Source organism: Bacillus sp. Marseille-Q1617, from assembly GCF_903645295.1.
Classification (GTDB): Bacteria; Bacillota; Bacilli; order Bacillales; family Bacillaceae_B; genus Rossellomorea.
Genome location: NZ_CAHJXM010000003.1, coordinates 278,407 through 298,464, shown reverse-complemented (window position 1 = coordinate 298,464; position 20,058 = coordinate 278,407). Strand labels below are relative to the sequence as shown.

20 protein-coding genes are annotated in these 20,058 nt (G+C 41.9%); 3 read left to right on the top strand and 17 right to left on the bottom strand.

Annotated features, from left to right (window positions below):
- Window positions 1-23: 23 nt before the first annotated feature.
- The 7 genes from HWX64_RS18730 to HWX64_RS18700 all read right to left on the bottom strand — a co-directional run bounded on the left by HWX64_RS18730 (window position 24) and on the right by HWX64_RS18700 (window position 6,307).
- Window positions 24-800, bottom strand: a complete 777-nt coding sequence (locus tag HWX64_RS18730; RefSeq protein WP_254871246.1) for a DUF92 domain-containing protein — start codon at window positions 798-800, stop codon at window positions 24-26.
- 7 nt (window positions 801-807) lie between these two features.
- Entirely contained in the window at window positions 808-1,371 is a 564-nt protein-coding gene (locus HWX64_RS18725; protein WP_175991040.1) for a 5-formyltetrahydrofolate cyclo-ligase, read from the bottom strand.
- A gap of 111 nt (window positions 1,372-1,482) precedes the next feature.
- The gene (gene rpmG / locus HWX64_RS18720; protein ID WP_064091498.1) at window positions 1,483-1,632 is read right to left on the bottom strand and encodes a 50S ribosomal protein L33; all 150 of its coding nucleotides are present in this window, start codon (window positions 1,630-1,632) and stop codon (window positions 1,483-1,485) included.
- A gap of 57 nt (window positions 1,633-1,689) precedes the next feature.
- On the bottom strand, window positions 1,690-2,271 hold the full coding sequence (locus HWX64_RS18715; protein WP_175991039.1) for a hypothetical protein: 582 nt from the start codon (window positions 2,269-2,271) through the stop codon (window positions 1,690-1,692).
- 6 nt (window positions 2,272-2,277) lie between these two features.
- Window positions 2,278-3,291 (bottom strand): nucleotidyltransferase family protein, encoded by a 1,014-nt coding sequence (locus HWX64_RS18710; protein WP_175991038.1) that lies wholly within the window; start codon window positions 3,289-3,291, stop codon window positions 2,278-2,280.
- Window positions 3,291-5,609, bottom strand: coding sequence for a glycosyltransferase (locus HWX64_RS18705; protein WP_175991037.1), 2,319 nt, complete (start codon window positions 5,607-5,609; stop codon window positions 3,291-3,293). Before HWX64_RS18705 ends, HWX64_RS18710 begins: the two co-directional genes overlap by 1 nt.
- The gene (locus tag HWX64_RS18700) at window positions 5,606-6,307 is read right to left on the bottom strand and encodes a DUF4912 domain-containing protein (protein WP_175991036.1); all 702 of its coding nucleotides are present in this window, start codon (window positions 6,305-6,307) and stop codon (window positions 5,606-5,608) included. Before HWX64_RS18700 ends, HWX64_RS18705 begins: the two co-directional genes overlap by 4 nt.
- 361 nt (window positions 6,308-6,668) lie before the next feature.
- On the opposite strand from HWX64_RS18700, the gene HWX64_RS18695 reads away from it, so the two are divergent.
- Together HWX64_RS18695 and HWX64_RS18690 are read left to right on the top strand one after the other, a co-directional pair.
- Entirely contained in the window at window positions 6,669-7,016 is a 348-nt protein-coding gene (locus HWX64_RS18695) for a hypothetical protein (RefSeq protein WP_175991035.1), read from the top strand.
- Between the two features lie 12 nt (window positions 7,017-7,028).
- Window positions 7,029-7,478: a hypothetical protein gene (locus tag HWX64_RS18690; RefSeq protein WP_175991034.1), complete on the top strand. Its 450-nt coding sequence runs from the start codon at window positions 7,029-7,031 to the stop codon at window positions 7,476-7,478.
- Window positions 7,479-7,522: 44 nt separating this feature from the next.
- Here HWX64_RS18690 and phoU read toward each other — a convergent pair whose 3' ends face one another.
- The 10 genes from phoU to HWX64_RS18640 all read right to left on the bottom strand — a co-directional run bounded on the left by phoU (window position 7,523) and on the right by HWX64_RS18640 (window position 19,030).
- Window positions 7,523-8,182, bottom strand: a complete 660-nt coding sequence (phoU, locus tag HWX64_RS18685; RefSeq protein WP_175991033.1) for a phosphate signaling complex protein PhoU — start codon at window positions 8,180-8,182, stop codon at window positions 7,523-7,525.
- A gap of 48 nt (window positions 8,183-8,230) precedes the next feature.
- On the bottom strand, window positions 8,231-9,037 hold the full coding sequence (gene pstB, locus HWX64_RS18680) for a phosphate ABC transporter ATP-binding protein PstB (protein WP_175991032.1): 807 nt from the start codon (window positions 9,035-9,037) through the stop codon (window positions 8,231-8,233).
- Between the two features lie 46 nt (window positions 9,038-9,083).
- Window positions 9,084-9,962, bottom strand: coding sequence for a phosphate ABC transporter permease PstA (pstA, locus tag HWX64_RS18675; RefSeq protein ID WP_175991031.1), 879 nt, complete (start codon window positions 9,960-9,962; stop codon window positions 9,084-9,086).
- A 3-nt stretch (window positions 9,963-9,965) separates the two neighbouring features.
- Window positions 9,966-10,910 carry a phosphate ABC transporter permease subunit PstC gene (gene pstC / locus HWX64_RS18670; RefSeq protein ID WP_175991030.1) on the bottom strand — a complete coding sequence of 315 codons (945 nt, stop codon included), beginning with the start codon at window positions 10,908-10,910 and terminating at the stop codon, window positions 9,966-9,968.
- Window positions 10,911-10,994: 84 nt separating this feature from the next.
- Entirely contained in the window at window positions 10,995-11,927 is a 933-nt protein-coding gene (locus HWX64_RS18665) for a PstS family phosphate ABC transporter substrate-binding protein (protein ID WP_175991029.1), read from the bottom strand.
- Window positions 11,928-12,162: 235 nt separating this feature from the next.
- A complete protein-coding gene (locus HWX64_RS18660; protein WP_175991593.1) occupies window positions 12,163-14,295 on the bottom strand; it encodes a penicillin-binding protein 2 in 2,133 nt (710 codons plus the stop codon).
- 198 nt (window positions 14,296-14,493) lie between these two features.
- Window positions 14,494-15,711 carry an MFS transporter gene (locus HWX64_RS18655; protein WP_175991028.1) on the bottom strand — a complete coding sequence of 406 codons (1,218 nt, stop codon included), beginning with the start codon at window positions 15,709-15,711 and terminating at the stop codon, window positions 14,494-14,496.
- Between the two features lie 109 nt (window positions 15,712-15,820).
- Window positions 15,821-16,429 (bottom strand): superoxide dismutase, encoded by a 609-nt coding sequence (locus tag HWX64_RS18650; protein ID WP_175991027.1) that lies wholly within the window; start codon window positions 16,427-16,429, stop codon window positions 15,821-15,823.
- A gap of 421 nt (window positions 16,430-16,850) precedes the next feature.
- Window positions 16,851-17,330 (bottom strand): DUF456 domain-containing protein, encoded by a 480-nt coding sequence (locus tag HWX64_RS18645; protein ID WP_175991026.1) that lies wholly within the window; start codon window positions 17,328-17,330, stop codon window positions 16,851-16,853.
- A 71-nt stretch (window positions 17,331-17,401) separates the two neighbouring features.
- Window positions 17,402-19,030: a Na/Pi cotransporter family protein gene (locus HWX64_RS18640; RefSeq protein WP_175991025.1), complete on the bottom strand. Its 1,629-nt coding sequence runs from the start codon at window positions 19,028-19,030 to the stop codon at window positions 17,402-17,404.
- A gap of 232 nt (window positions 19,031-19,262) precedes the next feature.
- Here HWX64_RS18640 and HWX64_RS18635 point away from each other — a divergent pair, with 232 nt between their 5' ends.
- Window positions 19,263-20,036 carry a DUF1189 domain-containing protein gene (locus HWX64_RS18635; RefSeq protein WP_175991024.1) on the top strand — a complete coding sequence of 258 codons (774 nt, stop codon included), beginning with the start codon at window positions 19,263-19,265 and terminating at the stop codon, window positions 20,034-20,036.
- Window positions 20,037-20,058: the final 22 nt, after the last annotated feature.

Sequence of the window (20,058 nt, the reverse complement as noted above, 5' to 3'; positions counted from 1 at the left end):
TATGGCTCCAATTTATCCATTGTTTATAACAAAGAAATGAATAGAAAAACGGCAATCCCCGCCAGAAAACTCGATAATAAATTGACACTTTCATTATTCATCCATGGTAATCCTTTGCTTCTGACTGCAGGAGCTCCGCAGTGCAGAGCAGCTTCGGTGGAAGATCCGCATACGGGACAGGTGAATTCCTCCTGCCAAAATGCCCCTGCCACAGTATCAAAAATATTCCCGAGGAACCCCGCGGTGCCGATGAGAATGAAATGTAACCACTCGAATGAACCCTCAATCAAAAAAAGTAACATGGAGATAAAGGCGGCACCCGCTAATGCCGCGACCGTTCCGATCACGGAGACAGCACCGGAAGTTCCTTTTTCCACTCTCTTGAAAGATCGTATTGAAAGAGGAGCTTTTCTGCTCAACGGTCCTATCTCAGAAGCCCACGTATCGGAGTTGGCAGCAGCGACAGCCGCTGCAAAAGAGTATAGCCACCATTCACTTCCTGAGAAATGGAACAGGATGATAAACAGGGCAGCCGGTCCTCCATTGGCCCATACTTGCTGCCAGTCACGTACGGAAGTCTTTGCCATCCGCCCTTCTATTTCTTCCTTTGAAGCTGAAAATAATTTTGACCATATGCTGGAGCTCAGAAAAAACGCCCCTACTAACAGGAGCCCTTTCCAGTGATAGAAATAGCTGATGATACACCCCAAAAGGAAAGCAGACAATGCTCCCGAAAAGCTCAAATTCTTTGTTTTCCATCCCCCAAAGGATACAAGCAGAACAATCAATAATACAGTCATCAATGATTTATCCACATTGAATCGTGGCACTTTCGGTTATGATTTCATCTACAGGGACATCAAATGATTCCACAGGCAGACTATCCACCATTTGCTCATCGAATGCCAACGATAATGTCCGTCCGTTATAACCTGAAAGAAACCGGTCATAATAACCCCCGCCGAATCCGAGACGGTACCCTTTTTTCGTATAGGCCAGACCCGGGACGATCACTTCCTGGATGATTTCCTTATGTACTTGGTTGGTAAGGGAAGGAACAGGTTCATATAGGTCGTAATAGACTTTTTCAAGAGCGGTAAAAGAAATCAGCTCATAGAACGTTAATTCTTTCGTGGAAGGTTTGCATTTTGGAACGCAAATCTTCTTTCCTTCTTCCCAGCCCCTTTTAATGATGTTCCACGTATTGACCTCAGGCTGTTTGGAAACCGTGACCGCTATGACTTCACTGTTCTTCCATCCTTCCGTTTGAAAGAGTCTTTGTTCAATTACATAACATTTTTGTTCATAGTCCAACGGGGAAATCGCCATTAGCGCTGCAAGCTGATTTTTTCTCATTGCTTTTTTATCCATGTAATCCCTCCTGCTCCTTATCTATTATAACAACAGCGGAACCGGCTATTAAATCAGAAGGCGGTCCAAAGATTTAAGTATAAAAAAAAGCAGCGGATAAAATCCGGCTGCTTATTTCGTTTCGCGGTGAAGAGTCACACGCTTTAATTTCGGGCAATATTTTTTTAGCTCAAGACGATCTGGATTATTACGCTTGTTTTTTGTAGTAATATAGTTACGCTCACCAGTTTCTGTGCAAGCTAATGTAATGTTTACACGCATTATTATTTCCCTCCAAACTTCACTATCTTCATCTATTCATACGACTTTTCTATAATATCACTTTTCTTGCTGAAATGCTAGTCCGTTTTTCATTCTATTGGTGAAATTTAATCCTTCAGCCTGCACAGCACCTTCCACAGCGAAAAGCTTCCCTTGTTTTACTTCGAAAGGCTTGAATGTATACTCAAGCATATACGCCATCATATGAAGGCCATTGGTGATGGGGTAATAATAGAGACATCCATTTTTTAACGACCTTTTCCACAGCTTCAAGCCCTTTAAATTCAAAGGATAGACGGATTTTTTTACATGATCCGCACTTGAAACGACATTGGACATCGCCATATCGTTTTTACTGTAATTATAGAAAGCATTTTTCGAAAGGGAGAGAACGCCTATCGTCTCTTCACAGCAGGACAGCCATTCCACCAGGAAGAATACTTTCAACTTCCGGGTTTCCTTCGTTACATTTTCAAATTCAAAAGATAACGTTTCCCCCCAGTTCTCATCCCCTTCAGAGAGATTGACCTTTATCCCATTGAACGGAGAACTCATTTTTCCAAGAGGTATATATGAACCCGCTTCCTTCCAGGCGATTCCTTGAATATGAAACTTCTTATTCAGATTATTATTGTTCATCAGCCTCTACACCTTTTGCCATGTTTTTATTTTTTTTCCATAATACCTGGCAAGTTCTCTCGCCAGATTTCTTCGATCCGCTTTTGAATAAATAATAAAGCCTCTGTCAGGGTCACTGATTATTTTTGTCCATCCACCATCACGGTGCTCGATCATGAATTCTTCCTCATCAATGGCGGGGACTGATTCTGATTCCAGAAGTTTGGCAAGTACGAATGGCTTTTTCACTTTTGGACAAGCTACCTGAACCCTTGTGATAAAGGGATCAAGAATGGCTGTATCGGTCTTTCTTGAAAAGCTGGAAGCCTTCTCAGGATTGAATTGCCCTCTCATCAGATCTTCACGCGCTTTCTTGTATTCTTCCGGATTGCCGATATCTCTCCAGTAGGCATTTGTTTTGAATACATATACCGCTTCATCGTTTTGTAAAAGGGAAGGGATTAGATCCTGACTGAAATCCAGCGCACCTTTACGTGAATATTTCTTAAGGAGGAAAGGCTCGACCATATATACTCCGGTGTTGACTTCATTCCCTTCCCACACGGCAGGCTTTTCAACAAAATCGATAAGCTTCCTGCTTTCATCGGTATAACAGATCCCATATTCCCTTGGGTCTGGCACCTCTTTCGACACCAGCGTCATGGCCGCTTTCTTGCTGCGGTGAAAGTTCATCACCTGGTCAATGGGAATATTGGTAAAGGCATCGCCGCTAAGTACAAGAAAAGGCTCTTCCAACAGATGTTTTGCCAAAAAGATTCCGCCTGCGGTACCGAGCGGCTTTCTTTCCTCCAAATAGGTAATATTCACATGGAACCGGCTGCCGTTTCCGAAATATTCCTTGATGGTATTGCTTTTATAGCAAGTGGTTATGAGAATGTCCTTAATGCCATAGGAACGCAGCAGATTAATGCTGTACTCGAGGATGGGCTTATTAAGGATCGGGACCATTGGCTTGGCGACTGAAATCGTGTAAGGTCTCAGCCGCTTTCCTTCTCCTCCTGCTAAAATGACGGCCTTCATCACCGCAGTCCTTCTACTTTGGTTTGCAGGAGTACATCTTCATAAACATGCATCGTCTGGTCGGCAATGCGCTCCCAGCTGAACATGGATTTCGCCATCCTGAAACCCATTTCACCTAATCGTTCGGATTTCCCCGGATCGTTAATCAGTGAAAGAAGGAGGGTGTACAGATTGACTTCATTGTCAGGCTGAAATACTAAACCGGTATGCTCATGCTTCACAATGCTTTTTAATCCGCCAGTATCCGAAGCAACGACCCCTTTTCTACAAGCCATGGCTTCAAGGGCAACAATCCCAAACGGTTCGTAAAGACTCGGGAAAATGACTGCCAGGCAATTTTTCAGGTAGCTGTTCCTCTTCTCATCAGATATGAAGCCTGTAAAGAACACCATATCGTCGAGATTTTCATTCTGTACCATCTGACGGTAGTGCTCCAGCATCGGTCCTTTGCCTGCGATGATGAACGAGACTTCGTGGCCTTCACCCTTCAAAAGAGAAGCGGCACGGATAAGTGTTTCGAATCCTTTCTCATGCACCATCCTCCCGATTGAAAAGAAGAACGGCCTGCTTTCCTCCATCGAATGATCTGTAGGCAGGTGTTCGAGCTTTTCTATTTCAACCCCATTTGGAATCACCTCGATTGGAGCCTCAAAAGTGAACAATGATTTTACTTCTTCCTTCATATGATCACTGCATACAATCAAATGATCCGAAGCAGAAATCAGCATTTGTTCCTCCTTATGAATTTTCTGCTGAAGCTCAGTATAGATTCCTTGGTTTCTGCCATGTTCAGTGGCATGTATGGTCGTGATTAAAGGCAGCGAGTGTAATTCCTTCAATTTGATCGCAGATGTCGATACTATCCAGTCATGAGCATGTATGTGAGTGATGTTCTCTTGAGAGATCAGTTCATGGGCGTGTTGAACGAAAGATTGATTCAAATCAAACACCCACTTAAAGAAATTCTCTTCATATGGGTGTAATGGATGGACACGGTGAATCGTCACCCCTTCAACTTTTTCATAAGAAAGGGAATCCTTAGACCTCGCAGTGAGAACATGCACCTTTTTTCCTTTCTTGACCAGGTTATTCGCTAAATCATATACGTGGCGGGAGAGTCCTCCCACTATATTAGGTGGATATTCCCAGCTGAGAATCAAAACGGCATCACGGTTTTCAACTTGTGAATTAGACTTCCGTTCCCCAATGCAGAGATCCAGCAATTCACTTGAAGGAATAGGGTTCACTTTATTTCGATGGTAAAAGAAGTGATCATCTGTGTTCCCGGCGGTGATGAGTGAGGCTATTCGGTTAAAATAAGATATGTCCAGCTCTTTCTCATTCAATCGTTGAAGAGCGTAAATGAACTCCCTCGATAGCTGATGGAACTCAGAACCTGTTACCTCCATGTCAGATTGCACTTTCCCCAATTCCATTTCGTGTACTTTTCTTATATTCCTCATCGCTGGGTCCTGTAATATTGGAGTTTGGTCTTCCATCCCTAAATAGCCAAATCCAATTCTTGCAAGTGAACAAGGAGCATTGAGCCAGCTGTGTAAGGATGATGAGTGAAGCTTTGCAAGCTCCGGCTTTTCACAGCCGTCCAGTTTGAGAGTGACAAGGGAAATCCCTTGAGGGTTTTCTTTACTCGCCTGCTCTTGAGGATCTTGAGTGAATACCGGTATCAATTTTAAGCCTCTTGGACTTCGGAGAGTTTCAGCTTCTCCCATCTCTTTTTCACTGAACTTGTAAGAAAATGAAGAGATAAAGGAAGCTTCTATACCTTCCTTGAGCAAGTAAAGGTCCAGACCAGGCAAATAAGCAGCTTGTGGCAGCCAGAAAAAATCGGGGCTTACCCCTAAATATTTCTTAAACATTTCAATGCTTACTTTCACCTGTACCTCCATTCCGATCGATGTCCGGTAATGGGTCAAGGGAATGGAATTCAACGAAGTCGGGATGAGAATCGTTTTCCCTTCTTCCAGCAGTTTTTTATACGCTTCTGATAGATTTTTGTTCCAACCCATCCATTGGGAGTAAATGTGAACCCACTTTTCTTTCTCTTCTTCCCTCCTGAGCATCCCCTGCAGAAAAGAATCTGCAGCATCGATGAACTCATCCGTTGAAAAGAAACCCAATACTAATGGATTCATGATGACAGGGATCGGATCTCCGTCATTTTCTCGCAATAAAGTAATCAAATTTAAATTTTGTTTAAACAGGGCTGTACTTCTTTCTTCACATTTCATTTTATCTTCCATGCCCAACCTAGGTTCATCAAATTGGGGTAAGATCATCACTGTATGCCTGGCGTTCATGCTTTATCCTCCTGATTCATCACATAATAAGAGTAGGTGCTGACATGCTCCACCCATTTCGGTTCTGTCATCCTTCCTTGTTCAAAATCCTTTAATTCTCTCAAACTATGATATTCAGCGTCCCAGGTAGTACGGGGAGTATGAATGACATTCGAACGCTTGATGGCAATGAATTCACCCGAAGACAAACGCATTCCTATGTCTATACAATAGCTTCTATTTTCTTTTAGGCCATTGATGAACCAGTCTGATTCTTCAGCAGGTACGTACGAGTCCATGTACGAATGATGATTGTGGCCATTAAAGCTGATCGAAGTGATATCATACAATCTGAGGACGAAAGGAGATGCCTCGTCCAGGCTGAAGTGGGCTTTCGTCTGGTCAAGCCATTGTTTTGAAATCGTCCAATAACAATAAATACGAGACCCTGTTGAATATGTAACCGTGAAGTCATGGTTGAATAGCTTTGCTGCCAGTTTTCTCGCCTTCAATACAGCCTTATTCTTCACTCTTCCCGTTCGTTTACCCGATTGCTTGATCACTGTTTGTGCTTCCGCTGATGGAACTTCTGCTGCTTCCATCATTTTTTGATACTTTACCCATTGATATTGAACTTTCCCTACAGTCGTATCCAGTTCCCTGGCAATTTTCCTGAATGAAATTCCCTGCTCTCTCATTTTTATTATTTCATTTAGCACAAATAACCCTCCCAGCATTAAACACGTAGTATATGAATTCATCTAAATATTATGACAATTATTCTTGAATTAATCGTAACACCCTATTCAAAAACCTACAATAAACGCATTTTGTCGTTTCTTGTTTAAGATGGTTAAAACACCGTATGAACGCAGAAAATCTTTCAAATAATTCTTTATCATATTCAAAAACCCACATATAAAGCGGTTTCATGGATGTTACGACAATTTTTTATAAGAAAATCCGTGAACAATCTGACAAATTACATAGATATTTTACAAATTATTCTTTCCTTCTCTAGAGAACGATTCCTTTCTATGCTATAAATAAGAAAGAACAAACTAGCATGAGGTGATATTTTTGGAAATACTGCTATTGGTGCTTATGGGCTTTTCCATTCTATTATTCTTTCTTTCTTTTTTTCAGAAAGACCGGTATGCGGCAATCGAAAAAGAAGTGGAAGATCTATCGATGACCATCCTGCAGGAAAATTATCAAATGAAAAAAAGGCTGAGAGTGTTGGAGGAAGAACTTATGATGGATGGAGATTCCTCCTTGAAACGGACTCCCCCGGTCAGGAAAACGATTCATGAAGTCGTGAGGAATCAAGTCATCGCCCTCTATCAACAAGGGATTCCTTTAGAACAAATCGCCAAGCAATCAGCGCTTACCAAATCAGATGTTCAGCACATCATTTCAACACTCTAGAAAGGAGCTTTTATGAACAAGCAAACAACCAGAGCTTTTTCAGCTGGCATTTTATTTACCACCGCTATCATTTTCATTTATAGTTTTTACTTTGGCAGTACTTCCTCTCGATCTTTGAATTCCACACCTGAAAGCCATACCATCGTAAAAAAATCGGAAATAAAAGCGAAAGAAAACGAAATTTCAGCACTGAAAGAGCAGCTGGAGACATATGAAACCAATACGGACAAACAAAACGCGCCATCTCAGAGTGAAAAGTATCAATTGACTTTAACGATCAAACCGGGAATGACGCCTGCTGATATTGAAGAAAAACTTCAAGAAGCAAAGATTATCAGTGAAGAGGAACAATTCGTCCAATTTATTGTAGAAAATGAATTTGCTGATAAAATTCAAGTCGGCGAATTTCTTGTTCACTCTGAGATGACAGTAGAGGAAATCGCAGATCTGATCACTAAATAAACCTAATTAAAAAAAGCTGCCCGGAAACCCGGACAGCTTTTTTTCTACTCGTTCAAGTCATAGCGACGGCCTTTGACTAAATAAAAGACACCTTCTGCAATATTGGTTGTATGGTCTGCCGCTCTTTCTAAATAGCGGCAGATGAATGACAGCTGTGTAATCTGAGCTGTAAACTCCGGCTTTTCTTTATTTAGAGCAAGAAGTTCCTGAATGGTTTCTCCGTATAGATCATCCACCCTGTCATCCATCTCTGCGATTTTCTTTGCTTTTATAACATCTTCTTCAACAAAGGATTCCAGTGTCAAACCGATCATTTCAGAGGTGATTCCGTGCATTTCTTTGACATGGTGTATTGGCTTGATCAATGGCTCACTCCCGATACGGATGGTGGATTTCGCCACATTGACAGCAAAATCAGCAATCCGTTCCAAGTCAGAAGCAATTTTAATGGCAACGATGACCCTTCTTAAATCTGTCGCAACAGGCTGCTGCTTGGCAATCAAAAGAATCGCAAGGTCATTGATTTCTTCTTCGAGATCATCCGCTTTCTGATCTCCTTCTATGATGGCAAGTGCTGTATCCACATCTTTTTCTTCAAGTGCCTTGATACTTCTTTCAAGAGATGCCTTCGCGATATTTCCAAGATCCATAAGCTTTGTTTGAAGCTCTTTTAAATTTGCATCAAAATGACCTCTTACTGACATAGTCATACCCCTTCCTGTTCCCACTTTTCTTATTTACTACTGATTTTATTATCCAAATCTTCCGGAAATGTAATCTTCAGTGCGTTTATCCGAAGGAGTCGAGAAGATTTTGTCTGTTTTATCAAATTCTACAACTTCACCGTTCAAGAAGAAAGCCGTACGATCTGAGATACGTGCTGCCTGCTGCATATTGTGAGTCACGATGATGATGCTGTAGTCGGTCTTGAGTTCCTGTACCAGTTCTTCCACCTTAAGCGTGGAAATCGGGTCAAGTGCCGAAGTTGGTTCATCCATTAAGATGACATCCGGTTCAATCGCGAGACATCTTGCAATACAGATACGCTGCTGCTGTCCGCCTGATAATCCATAAGCATTCGTGTTCAGACGGTCCTTCACCTCGTCCCAGATAGCCGCTCCGCGCAAGCTTTTTTCCACGATTTCATCAAGAACTTTTTTGTTTTTGATACCATGTGTGCGGGGACCGTAAGCAATATTGTCATAGATTGATTTAGGGAATGGGTTCGGCTTTTGAAAGACCATTCCCACTTTTGTCCGCAGTTCTTCCACACGGTAATTTTTATCAAAGATATTGCGGTCGCGATACATGATATCTCCGGAAGTCTTAACGGTTGGGATTAACTCAATCATTCGATTGAGTGTTTTGATATAAGTCGATTTCCCGCATCCTGAAGGACCGATGATGGCAGTAACTTCATTTTCCATAATATCAAGATCGATATTTTTCAAGGCATGGTGTGTGCCGTACCATAAATTCAATTGTTGTGTTCGATAGACCGGTTTTTTTGTTCCTGTAGTCACTACGTTTTCATTGATTTCTGTTTTTATCGTTTGCATGTTGAAAGCCTCCTTCATCCAATTAAAACCTTATCACCCATAAAATTTAGAAGCGATTTTGAAACTTATTCCGTATGAATACTGCAACAGAGTTCATGAATAAGAGCAGAAGCAGGAGTATGATGATTCCGGCTGATGCTACATCATGGAAGGCTGCCTGTGGTCTTCTCGTCCAGTCATAAATCTGCATAGGAAGCGCTGTGAACGTATCCATAATCGATGCAGGTGTGAATAACAGGATTGTCGGGACGCCCAATACAACCAGTGGAGCCGTTTCTCCGATTGCACGTGAGAAAGCCAGGATGCTCCCGGTTAAAATACCAGGGATAGCAGCCGGCAACACAACGCGTATGATCGTCTGCCATTTCGTTGCACCCATTGCATATGAAGCATCACGCAAATCTTTCGGCACTGCCCCGATCGCTTCCTGGGCAGCTACAATGATGACAGGTAAAATTAACAAGCTCATCGTCAGTCCTGCAGCAAGTACGCTCTGGCCCAATGCAAACATCCGGGCGAAGATCGTCAATCCCAGCAGACCGAAAACAACAGATGGAACCCCTGCCAGGTTTGAAATGTTCACTTTGATAAAGTTATTCACTTTATTCTGCTTTGCATATTCTTCTAAATAAATGGCTGTTCCGACAGCCAGAATGAACGAAACCACCACCACCACTGCCATCAGCCAAAGCGAACCGATCAATGCAGCGTATATACCTGCTTTTTCTGGGAATCTTGACCCTACACTTTGTAAGAACTGAAGATCAAGATAGCCAATTCCTTGAGTGAATACCCGATATAGTAATACCGCCAATACTACCAGGCCAAATAGAGTGGCCAGGAAGAATAGTGCACGAAATATCTGATTGACAGCTAATCGTGAAGACATTTTTTTCAAAACATTATCCTGATTGATATGCTTCATACATTAATACTCCTCTCTGAATCGCTTAGAGATGTATTGTGCAAGTAAGTTCATTGCTAAGGTAAATAAGAACAGGGTGAAACCGACAGCATAGATACTGTAGTAAATCGTGGTACCATATCCGGCATCACCAGTACTTACCTGCACAATATAAGATGTCATCGTCTGGATGGAATCTGTCAGGTTCCAAGAGAGACTTGGTGTTGCCCCTGCAGCCACGGTCACAATCATCGTTTCCCCGATTGCTCGTGAAATGGCAAGAACAACAGAAGCCACAATACCGGAAACGGCAGCAGGAAGTACCACTTTAATGGCCACTTCAAGCTTCGTCCCACCCATCGCAAGGGCCCCTTCCCGGATGGAGTTTGGTACTGATGACATCGCATCTTCAGATAAGGATGCAATCATTGGTATGATCATGACACCTACGACGATCCCCGGGCTCAGTGCATTAAAAATACTTAATTCAGGCATAAAGTTCTTCAAAAAAGGTGTGACGAAGGTCAGCGCAAAGAATCCGTAAACGATTGTCGGGATTCCTGCCAGAACCTCCAATATCGGTTTGATGAATCTTCTTGAGCGGTCTGTTGCATACTCACTCAAATAAATGGCAGATGCAAGTCCTATCGGTACCGCCACCAAAACGGCGATCCCCGTAATTTTCAATGTTCCCGAGATTAACGGGAGGATCCCATAGTTAGGATTTTCTATTGAAAAAGGGTACCATTTGGTTCCAGTAATAAAATCAAATAATGAAACGCGTGAAAAGAATGTCATTGTCTCAAAAATTAACGTAAAAACAATTCCGAGTGTTGTTAAAACTGAAACCCCTGCTATTGCAAATAATATCCAAGGTATCGCTTTTTCGATTTTCAGATTAAAACCCTTATTACTGTTTTGTTCAATCATATCTGATACCGAGTATGATTTTTTTGAACCTGAAGCCATAGTTGCAAACCCCTTTCATCCACATGACAAGATGAGAAGCGATCAACGCTTCCCACCCCTGATCATCAAGCTTAGTACCGTAAATTACTTCTTAAGACCTTCCAATGTTTCTAATGCTTCCTTGTACTGGTCTTCCTGCAGGCTTACATATCCTACCGCTTCTGCCATATCGCCGGCATTTTCAAGCGTATACTTCATGTAGTCGTATGCAGCTTCATTGTTTTTCATTGATTCATTCTTCGCATATACGAACAGCGGGCGTGATAATGGGTAATCTCCGCTTTCAACTGTTTCATTTGTCGGTTCTACACCATCGATCTTAACGACTTTAAGTTGGTCTTTGTTCGCTAAATAGTGGGCATATCCGAAGAATCCAATCGCATTTTTATCACCAGTTACACCTGTTACAAGAACATTGTCGTCTTCTGAAAGCTGGATGTTCTGTCTTACCATATCCTTTTCTTCCAGTACTTCTTCATGGAAGAAATCATATGTTCCTGAATCTGTTCCAGGAGAATAAAATTTCACTTCTTCATCCGGCCATTCAGGATTGATGTCAGACCATTTCTTCGTCTTGCCATCTTCTAACCAAAGTTTTCTAAGATCTTCCATTGTCATCTCTTCAACCCAGTCGTTGTCTTTATTTACTACGACAGATAGTCCATCGTTTGCCACTTTAAATTCTGTAAAATCAATTCCAGCTTCTTCAAGACTACTCTTTTCTTCATCTTTGATTGGGCGGGACGCATTCGATAGATCTGTTTCACCTGCGATGAATTTTTCAAATCCTCCGCCTGAACCAGAAACACCGATCGAAACTTTAACATCTGGCTGGACTCCAGCATATTCTTCGTTAATCGCTTCAGCGATCGGGGCAACTGTAGAAGAACCATCCACTTTTACAGTACCTGATAATTGTTCTCCATTACTTTCTGCTCCACCGCCTGCACCACAGGCTCCTAATAGAAGTGCTGAACCAACCATTGCTGTCATTGCTAAACGTTTAAAGCTTTTCATTCCTGAATTCCCCCTAAGAAACTTGGTTGTTTTGTCCTACGAGTACTAGATTAATAGATGAGTGTTAATTGGGTTTTAATCGTTTGTAAAGGTTTTGTAAATTCGACATTCTTCACCGTTCCCTGTACATGCTATGCATAAAGCTTTATTAATGTCATTCTTTCTGTTTCCAATAATTTAAGCACCATAAAAAAAAGCAGATTCCGATTGGAATCTGCTCTTTGCATCTTTTTACCTAGTTGTTTTCTTCGCGGTCTTCTTCCTGTCTTTGTTCTGCTTCATCAGCATTTTCGATCTTTTTGTCGATAGAGGTCGGGTCGCCCACTTCTTCAGCACGCTCTTTCTTCAGCTCAAAGTACTTATCCATCACGCGTTTGGAAATATATTTATTTACGTAAGGATCCGCGACACCACTTGCCTGGACATGTGATGCAGGAACCATTGTGGCATAGGCAACTTCGGGATGATCGAAAGGTGCATAGCCGATCAGCGTCGTATTGTAGCTTAACTTCCCGTCAATATAGGTTTCTGCCGTTCCTGATTTACCTGCTGCATTATACGGTGCATCCTTGAACTGTGCATAGGCCGTACCTTCCGGGTAGTGATATACACGGTAAAACCCTTTTTGTACATGCTCGATCTGGGACTGTGTGGCTTCTATACGATTCAATACATTTGTCTCTTTCTCGAAAAGAATCGGGCCGAGTCTATCCTTTTCATTGGTCGGTTCCCTGATTTCTTTCATGATATGCGGCTGCACACGGTATCCATCATTGGCGATGGTGGATACATATTGAGCAAGCTGCATCGTTGAATAGGTATCAAATTGTCCGATCGCGAAATCCAGCAGCAGCCCTGGATTTGTCAGGTTCCCTTCGATTCCGGTTGCTTCACCAGGCAGATCGATTCCTGTTGATACACCCAACCCGAATTGAGAAAAGTGATTGCGGAACGTTTTGATTGCGTCCGGATTATAACTCATCGTGGCACGCGGCACATAGTTCTGGCCATTTATTCTCATGGCTATTTTAAACATATAAGAGTTCGAAGACTTCTCCAGTGCAAATAAGTCCGACATCGGTATACTGCCATAACGGTTGAACCATGAAGTCTTAGGTGTCCCTTGTTTACCTATGATGATCGGTTCATCCACCAGGACCTCGCCCGGAGTCAATTTCCCAGTCATATAACCAGTCAGTACCGTGGCACCCTTCACTACCGAACCTACCTCGTAGGTGGATGTAAAGGTACCCAGTGCGGCGTCACGCATCTCGTATTTTCCTGTTTCCGGGTTCTTCACGTACTGCTTACCAGCCATTGCCAGAATTTCACCTGTATTCGGATCCACCATGACGACATAGGCCCGGTCGAGGTCAGGTGACTCACTGCGATTGACCACTTGCTTCATCAACTCTTCTTCGATGATTTTCTCGACTTCGCGCTGAAGTTCCATGTCGATTGTCAAGACAACGTCTTTTCCTCTTTGTCCTTCCTGAATCAGAAGTGACTCCAGTACACTTCCGCCTTTGGTAACATTTTTTATCTGTTCTTTCTGTCCTTGAAGTACCTCTTCATATTCCAATTCGACATAGCTCTTTCCTACCCGGTCGTTTCGGTTGTAGTCCCTAGCTAAATAGGAATCTACCAAATCCTTCGGAAGGCCTTCCCGTGCAGAAGAGACATTCCCGAGTATCGTCCGGAGTGTGTCATCAAATACATACGACCGTTTCCAATCCGTCGTGGTATTCACCCCTGGAAGCTCGCTCAGATGTTCGCTGACCACTGCAAACTCTTCGGGGGTCACCCCTTCATTTTTCACGATTTGAGGATTCAGCGCATACCCGGTCGTGAACTCCCGATAGATGGCAATCACTTCGATATCTTTTTCAGTGAGTGATGACAGCTCTTCCTCAGTGATCCGATCCAGTCTCATTTTATAGACCTTGGCATTTACCTCTTCCTCTGATAAGTCCTCATTACTCTGAAGTTTTTTTATTTCTTCCTCAGAAACCTTTGCTTCAGCTTTTTTCTTATTTTTAATGATCCAATAATCTTTTTTATCCCGTTCTGTCACTTCTTTTGTATCTTTTTCGATGAAATCTGAAAGCCTGGAGGCCACATCAAACATCTCTTCGATGGAAGTGTTATTCGTTCTTGTATATGTAATTGCATTCAACGGGATGTTATCCACAATCACATTGCCATAGCGGTCAAAGATTTTCCCACGCGGGACACTCGTTTTCACGACCACATCTTCTGTTCGTTCCACTTCTTTTTTATAGCTTTCCCCATTCACAATCTGAACAAGGCCCAGTCTCAGAACCAAAAGAGAAAATAACAAGAACACCGCAAAAAACAACAAATTCATCCTTACGGGGACATGTGTCTTTTTTCTTTTCTTACTTTTATTCAAACGTTCCAGTCCTTCCTCTATGTAAAAATATCATATCAAATTCTGTCCATCCCTTATTTTATAGAAAACAAAACGCTTTTTCTACTCTCATGGAACAGAAATCACATAACAAAGAGAGGAAATGATTTCCTCTCTTTGTACGCATTTACATAATCAGGATATTGGCAGCTCCACTTTTCTAACAAAGAAGTAAATCAGCGTGTGTCCGGCGCCCAAAAATAAAAGTAAAATCGGGATACTCTGCTCCTGGTCAAAATACGTCACAGCTACAATGAATGCTGCCACTGATACTATCCTCCCAAGGTTCAAGAACAATTCCCGGACCACGATGTATTCAATTCTCATTTCCGCCGCTTTCCACCCTGTTCCGATTACATCATAGGTCGTGGAGATATAGGGAACCAAAAGAATTGGATAAGCAATCGCAATCAATGCAGCATACAGCAATAACTTTGTGTACGTTACATCAAACACGATAAGGAAGATTGCCAGGTAGAGAAGCAGCCCTCCAAGCAGGATGGCACGTTTGCGATATTGTTTTTTAATAGCCCGTGAGGCGACGTAATAGCCTACAAAGGCAATTCCGGAATTGATCAGTCCAAAGGTACCGATGGCAAATTCACTTCCGGTACTGATAAACACAAAGACGGAAATGATGAAGACAAAGGTCCCTTCACGAAGTCCCTGAAAGAAATGGGCATTGGTTATGAGCCGCCAGTTATTGTTATGTTGTCTTTCCTCGAATATCCTGATAAACAGATAACGTCCTGAAGCAGGGCGTCTCTTCAAGAAGAAGCTAAACAGAACAGCAACAGTGAATAAGGTAAGGGAGATGCCGAAAACGATTGTATATCCCTTAAAAGAAGTAAATCTTGAAATAATGAAGCCGGCAAGTATGGGTCCGAGCATTCCGCCAGCCGACGTCAATGTCCCCAAAAATCCATTAAAAAAATCCCTTGTCTCGGGTTCGGTTATTTCAAATGTCAGGACGTTAAATGCCAGCCAATAAAAACCATATCCAATTCCCAGGAGGGCACCAAGAACAACCAGGAAGCTCTCGGCTGATTCACCAAATGATAAGACGGATATGTAAAAGACAGCCAAAAAAATGACACCTAATCTTAAAACGATCACACGGTCTACTTTCTTTGCCAGCCTGCCGGCCAAAATAAAGGTCAAGGGTTGAAAAATCACCACGGTCAAATTGTAGATCCCGAGGTCGATAAATTCACCTGACTGTTTCCATAAATAGATATTCACAAATGTATTCGATAGCGCAATACTCAGTGAATATAATCCCCCAATCAGCAATAACAACGAAAGGTCTCTCGTTAAATCAATGTCACCTAGAATCTTTTTAAAGCTGCTCATTATTAAAACTCCCCTTTTACGTACCCCTATCTTTTGAAAAAGGGCGGGAAGTTATGCAGAAAAAAGAGAGGTTCTAAAAAGAACCTCTCTTCGATCAATCATGTGAAATTTATTTTGCAGCAGAATAACGTTTTGACACTTCATCCCAGTTTACTACATTCCAGAATGCATTGATGTAGTCAGGACGGCGGTTTTGATAATTTAAGTAGTAAGCATGCTCCCAAACGTCAAGGCCTAGGATAGGTGTTTTACCTTCCATCAACGGGCTATCCTGGTTAAGGGTGCTTGTTACTTCCAATTCACCATTGTTCACTACAAGCCACGCCCAGCCGGAACCGAAGCGAGTTGCACCTGCATTGGCGAATTCTTCTTTGAACTTGTCAAAGCTGCCGAACTTGGAAGAGATTGCGTCAGCTAATTCACCGCTTGGAGCTCCTCCGCCGTTTGGAGAAAGGACCGTCCAGAATAAGGAGTGGTTAGCGTGACCGCCGCCATTGTTGCGCACAGCAGTACGAGCTCCTTCAGGAACTGCATCCAAATTTGATACAAGGTCTTCGATTGATTTGCTTAGAAGGTCGTCATGTCCTTGAAGCGCATCATTCACTTTTGTTACATATGCGTTATGGTGTTTTGTGTGGTGGATATTCATTGTTTCCTTGTCGATATGAGGCTCCAGAGCATCATATGCATAAGGTAATTCAGGTAATTTGTAAGCCATAATAAAATTCCTCCCTATGTAAGTTTCCTGAAGATTTCTTCAGGTCGTTTCAGTATAAGATTACCAAATCTCCTATATCTGTTCAAATATTTTGATTGGTTATTCTTACAAAGATAAAATGCCCTTTTTTGTGGGGAATTAACCAACAAATCATTTTTCATAAATCCTTAAGAAAGTCGAGCTGGAAGCATAGACCGTTCCTTTTCGCTCCAGGCACAAGATTCCCCGGGGAGGAAGTCGAGCCTCCTCGTCGCTTCGCTCCTGCGGGCCAGAAAAGCGGAAAGGCTTTGGTCAGAGGCGGGTGGCATAAGTCTCGACCTTTCCTCTATTTCCCGTCGAAGTCAAGTGCCTTCCGCTCCAATACTCTCTAGGTTTCAATTTGAGAATGAAAACCATATAAAATGTGTTTCTAATAAATAATTTATATAATCCAAAAAAAGTAAATCACCATAACTAATTGTATTAATCCTTTAGTAAATACGCTTGAGATGAATCCCACTACTGAGCCGATTCCGACTTTGATGGTTTTTCTGAATGATGAGCGGTGCACGATCCATTCTCCGATTATGGCCCCGAGAAATGGGCCAAGGATGATACCGAAGACGGGTATGACGAATGGTCCGATTAGGAGACCGACTGTACTTCCCCATATCCCTGCCTTTGTCCCTCCGAAACGTTTGACACCGAATAAATTCGCTAAGTAATCTGCACCGAATAACAGTACGACAAATAGAATTTGGATCGTCCAGAACAGCCAATTGAATGGTGAGAAGTCAAAGAAGATCCCATAGAGCAAAAAGCTGGCCAATAAAAACAGCACGCTTGGTATGATTGGATAAACCAGTCCGACAAACGATAAAACCATAAGAACGATGATGATTGTCCAATAAAGTATGTCCATTCCAATTTCCTCCTTTCTTAAAAAAAGACTGACTCAGCAATTGAGTCAGTCTTTGACGCTGCTATCTTCTATTATTCTACACCTAACACTGCTTCTGCAATATTTACGGCATGATCACCAATACGTTCTAAGTTACTGATGATATCGACAAATACGATTCCCGCTTGTCCCGAACATTTACCTTCATTCAGACGGAGGATATGCTGTTTGCGAAGCTTTCTTTCCATTTTATCAATTTGATCTTCTTTTTCTGCCACTTCCCGTGCGATGTCTGTGTCGTTCAGATCGAGTGATTGAAGGGATCTTTCAACTGTATCGATCGTCAAACTGAACATCGTTTCGAGATCCTGCATCGCATCATCGGTGATCTTCACCTTATTTGATTGCTGATATTCGATTAATTCAACAATGTTTTCAAAGTGATCCCCGATCCGTTCAATATCACGGACGGTGTCCATCAAGATTGAGTGGCGTTCTGATTCACCCTCTGATAAGGATGATGAAGAAAGATCCACCAGGTAATTAGTGATTTTCTTATCAAGATTATTGATGGCTCCTTCAATCTGATAAGCAGCCTCCGAATTTTTAGAGGATTTAGTTTTAAGGAACTCATTTGTTTCCTGTAAACCTTTAACAGCAAATTGACCCATACGCAGAACTTCTTCTTTTGCCTGTCCTAACGCAATGGATGGCGACTGCTCGATGAAAACAGGATCCAGATGTTTTGAATTTGAGTCTACGAATGTGTCCTGACCTGGAATCAACTTCGTCACGATCACAGCTAATATCGCAATGAACGGGAATTGAATGATCGTATTCGTCACGTTGAATGTTCCGTGCGCAAAAGCGATCGTCATTGGCTCGTTTAAATTCAGCTCAGCTTGCAGGAACAAAACAAATTTTTCAAAGAACGGCAAAATGATAAGGAAAATCGTTGTACCGATCAAGTTAAACAGAACATGCACTGCAGCCGCTCTTCTTGCTGCAACTGAAGCGCCCAGTGCCGCAAGTACTGCCGTGATCGTCGTACCGATATTATCACCGAATAAAACTGGAAGGGCAGCATCTATATTAACAAGATTTGAACTGTACAGTTCTTGAAGGATACCGATTGTTGCTGAAGAACTCTGTACAATGACCGTAAACAATGTACCGATTACCACTCCAAGGATTGGGTTTGAACTCATGCTGACCGTCAAGTCATGAAATGCTTCCAACGAACGAAGCGGCTTCATTCCTCCACCCATCAATTCAAGTCCGTAGAATAGAGCACCAAAACCGAAGATCAATTGACCGTAGTTTTGAACCTTCTTATTCTTGAAGAAGAACAGTAAGATTGTTCCTGCTGCAATGATCGGTAAAGCGTAAGCACCGATATCAAATCCGATGATAAAAGCTGTGACTGTCGTACCGATGTTTGCACCCATGATGACTCCGATTGCCTGTCTCAGCGTCATGAAGCCAGCACTTACAAGCCCGACTACAATTACGGTTGTACCACTACTCGATTGAATCAGGACCGTTACAAAGATACCTGCGAGAACACCCATGAAAGGATTCGTCGTAAACTTATCCAGAATATCCTTCAGACGTTCTCCTGCAGATTTTTGCAAACCGTCCCCCATGTACTTTATCCCAAAGAGGAAGATCCCCATTCCACCAAAGAACTGAAACAACATCTCTTGCCAATTTAATTCCATTTTTTCAACCCCTACTTAAATTTTCGACATTAAACAACAAAAACCCCTTACCATTAATAATATATTTTATAGAATTCGTAAATAGTTTTTACTCCAAATTTACAATAGGTTAATAAAAGTGCATATTTATTACAAAAACATTACAATTAATAATAATTATCGTTAGTTATTATTGATAAGGTGCTTCTTTACGATTAGTATTAATATTGGTTAGATTGAAAGGAGCATCTTAATGAACGTGTTTCAGCAATTGTATAAGAGTATTTATTCCCCAAGGGATATCGTAAAATTCCGATTTCAGGGGATTGGTAAAACTATACGTTATCTTTTTCTTCTAGCATTGATTTCCATCATTCCGACTGCTGTTCAATTCATTGGATTCACCTCAACTTCCTTATCCTCAGTCAAGGAAGCCCTGGTCAATGATCTTCCTTCATTCTCCATTGAAGATGGATCACTTTCCTCAGGAGAGGGTCAGCCATTGACATTTGAAAAAGATGGTTTGCTTATCATTTTTGATAGTACGGGTGAAATCAAAGGAGAAGATCTGGAGGTACATAAGGATACTGTAGCTTTCCTCAAAAACAGACTGGTTGTCATTAATGAAGGTAATATGCAGACAAATTCTTATTCTGCTTTCAGTGATTTGGTGATTACGAAATCTCAAATAGTCAATGTGATCGACTCGATCCTTTCTTTAAAATGGATACTGCTTCCCGTATCTCTTCTGATACTTTACCTTTTCACTTCCGGTTTGATGTTTTTAAAAGTAACCATTTTCGGTTGGTTAGGTGTCATGATGGCAAACATGATGAAGCGGAAATTGAATTACCGCCAAAGCTGGAGGATTACTGCTTATTCCGTCACACTTTCTACCCTGTTTTTTACCCTGATGAAATCTTTGCAAACCTCTATAGCAGCTGCTCCTTTATTGGACTGGTTTGTGGTGATGGTGATCATGTACCTTGCCATTAAGGAAATTCCGCAGCCACAGAAAAGAGGATAACAAACACCCCCCTTACTTTTAC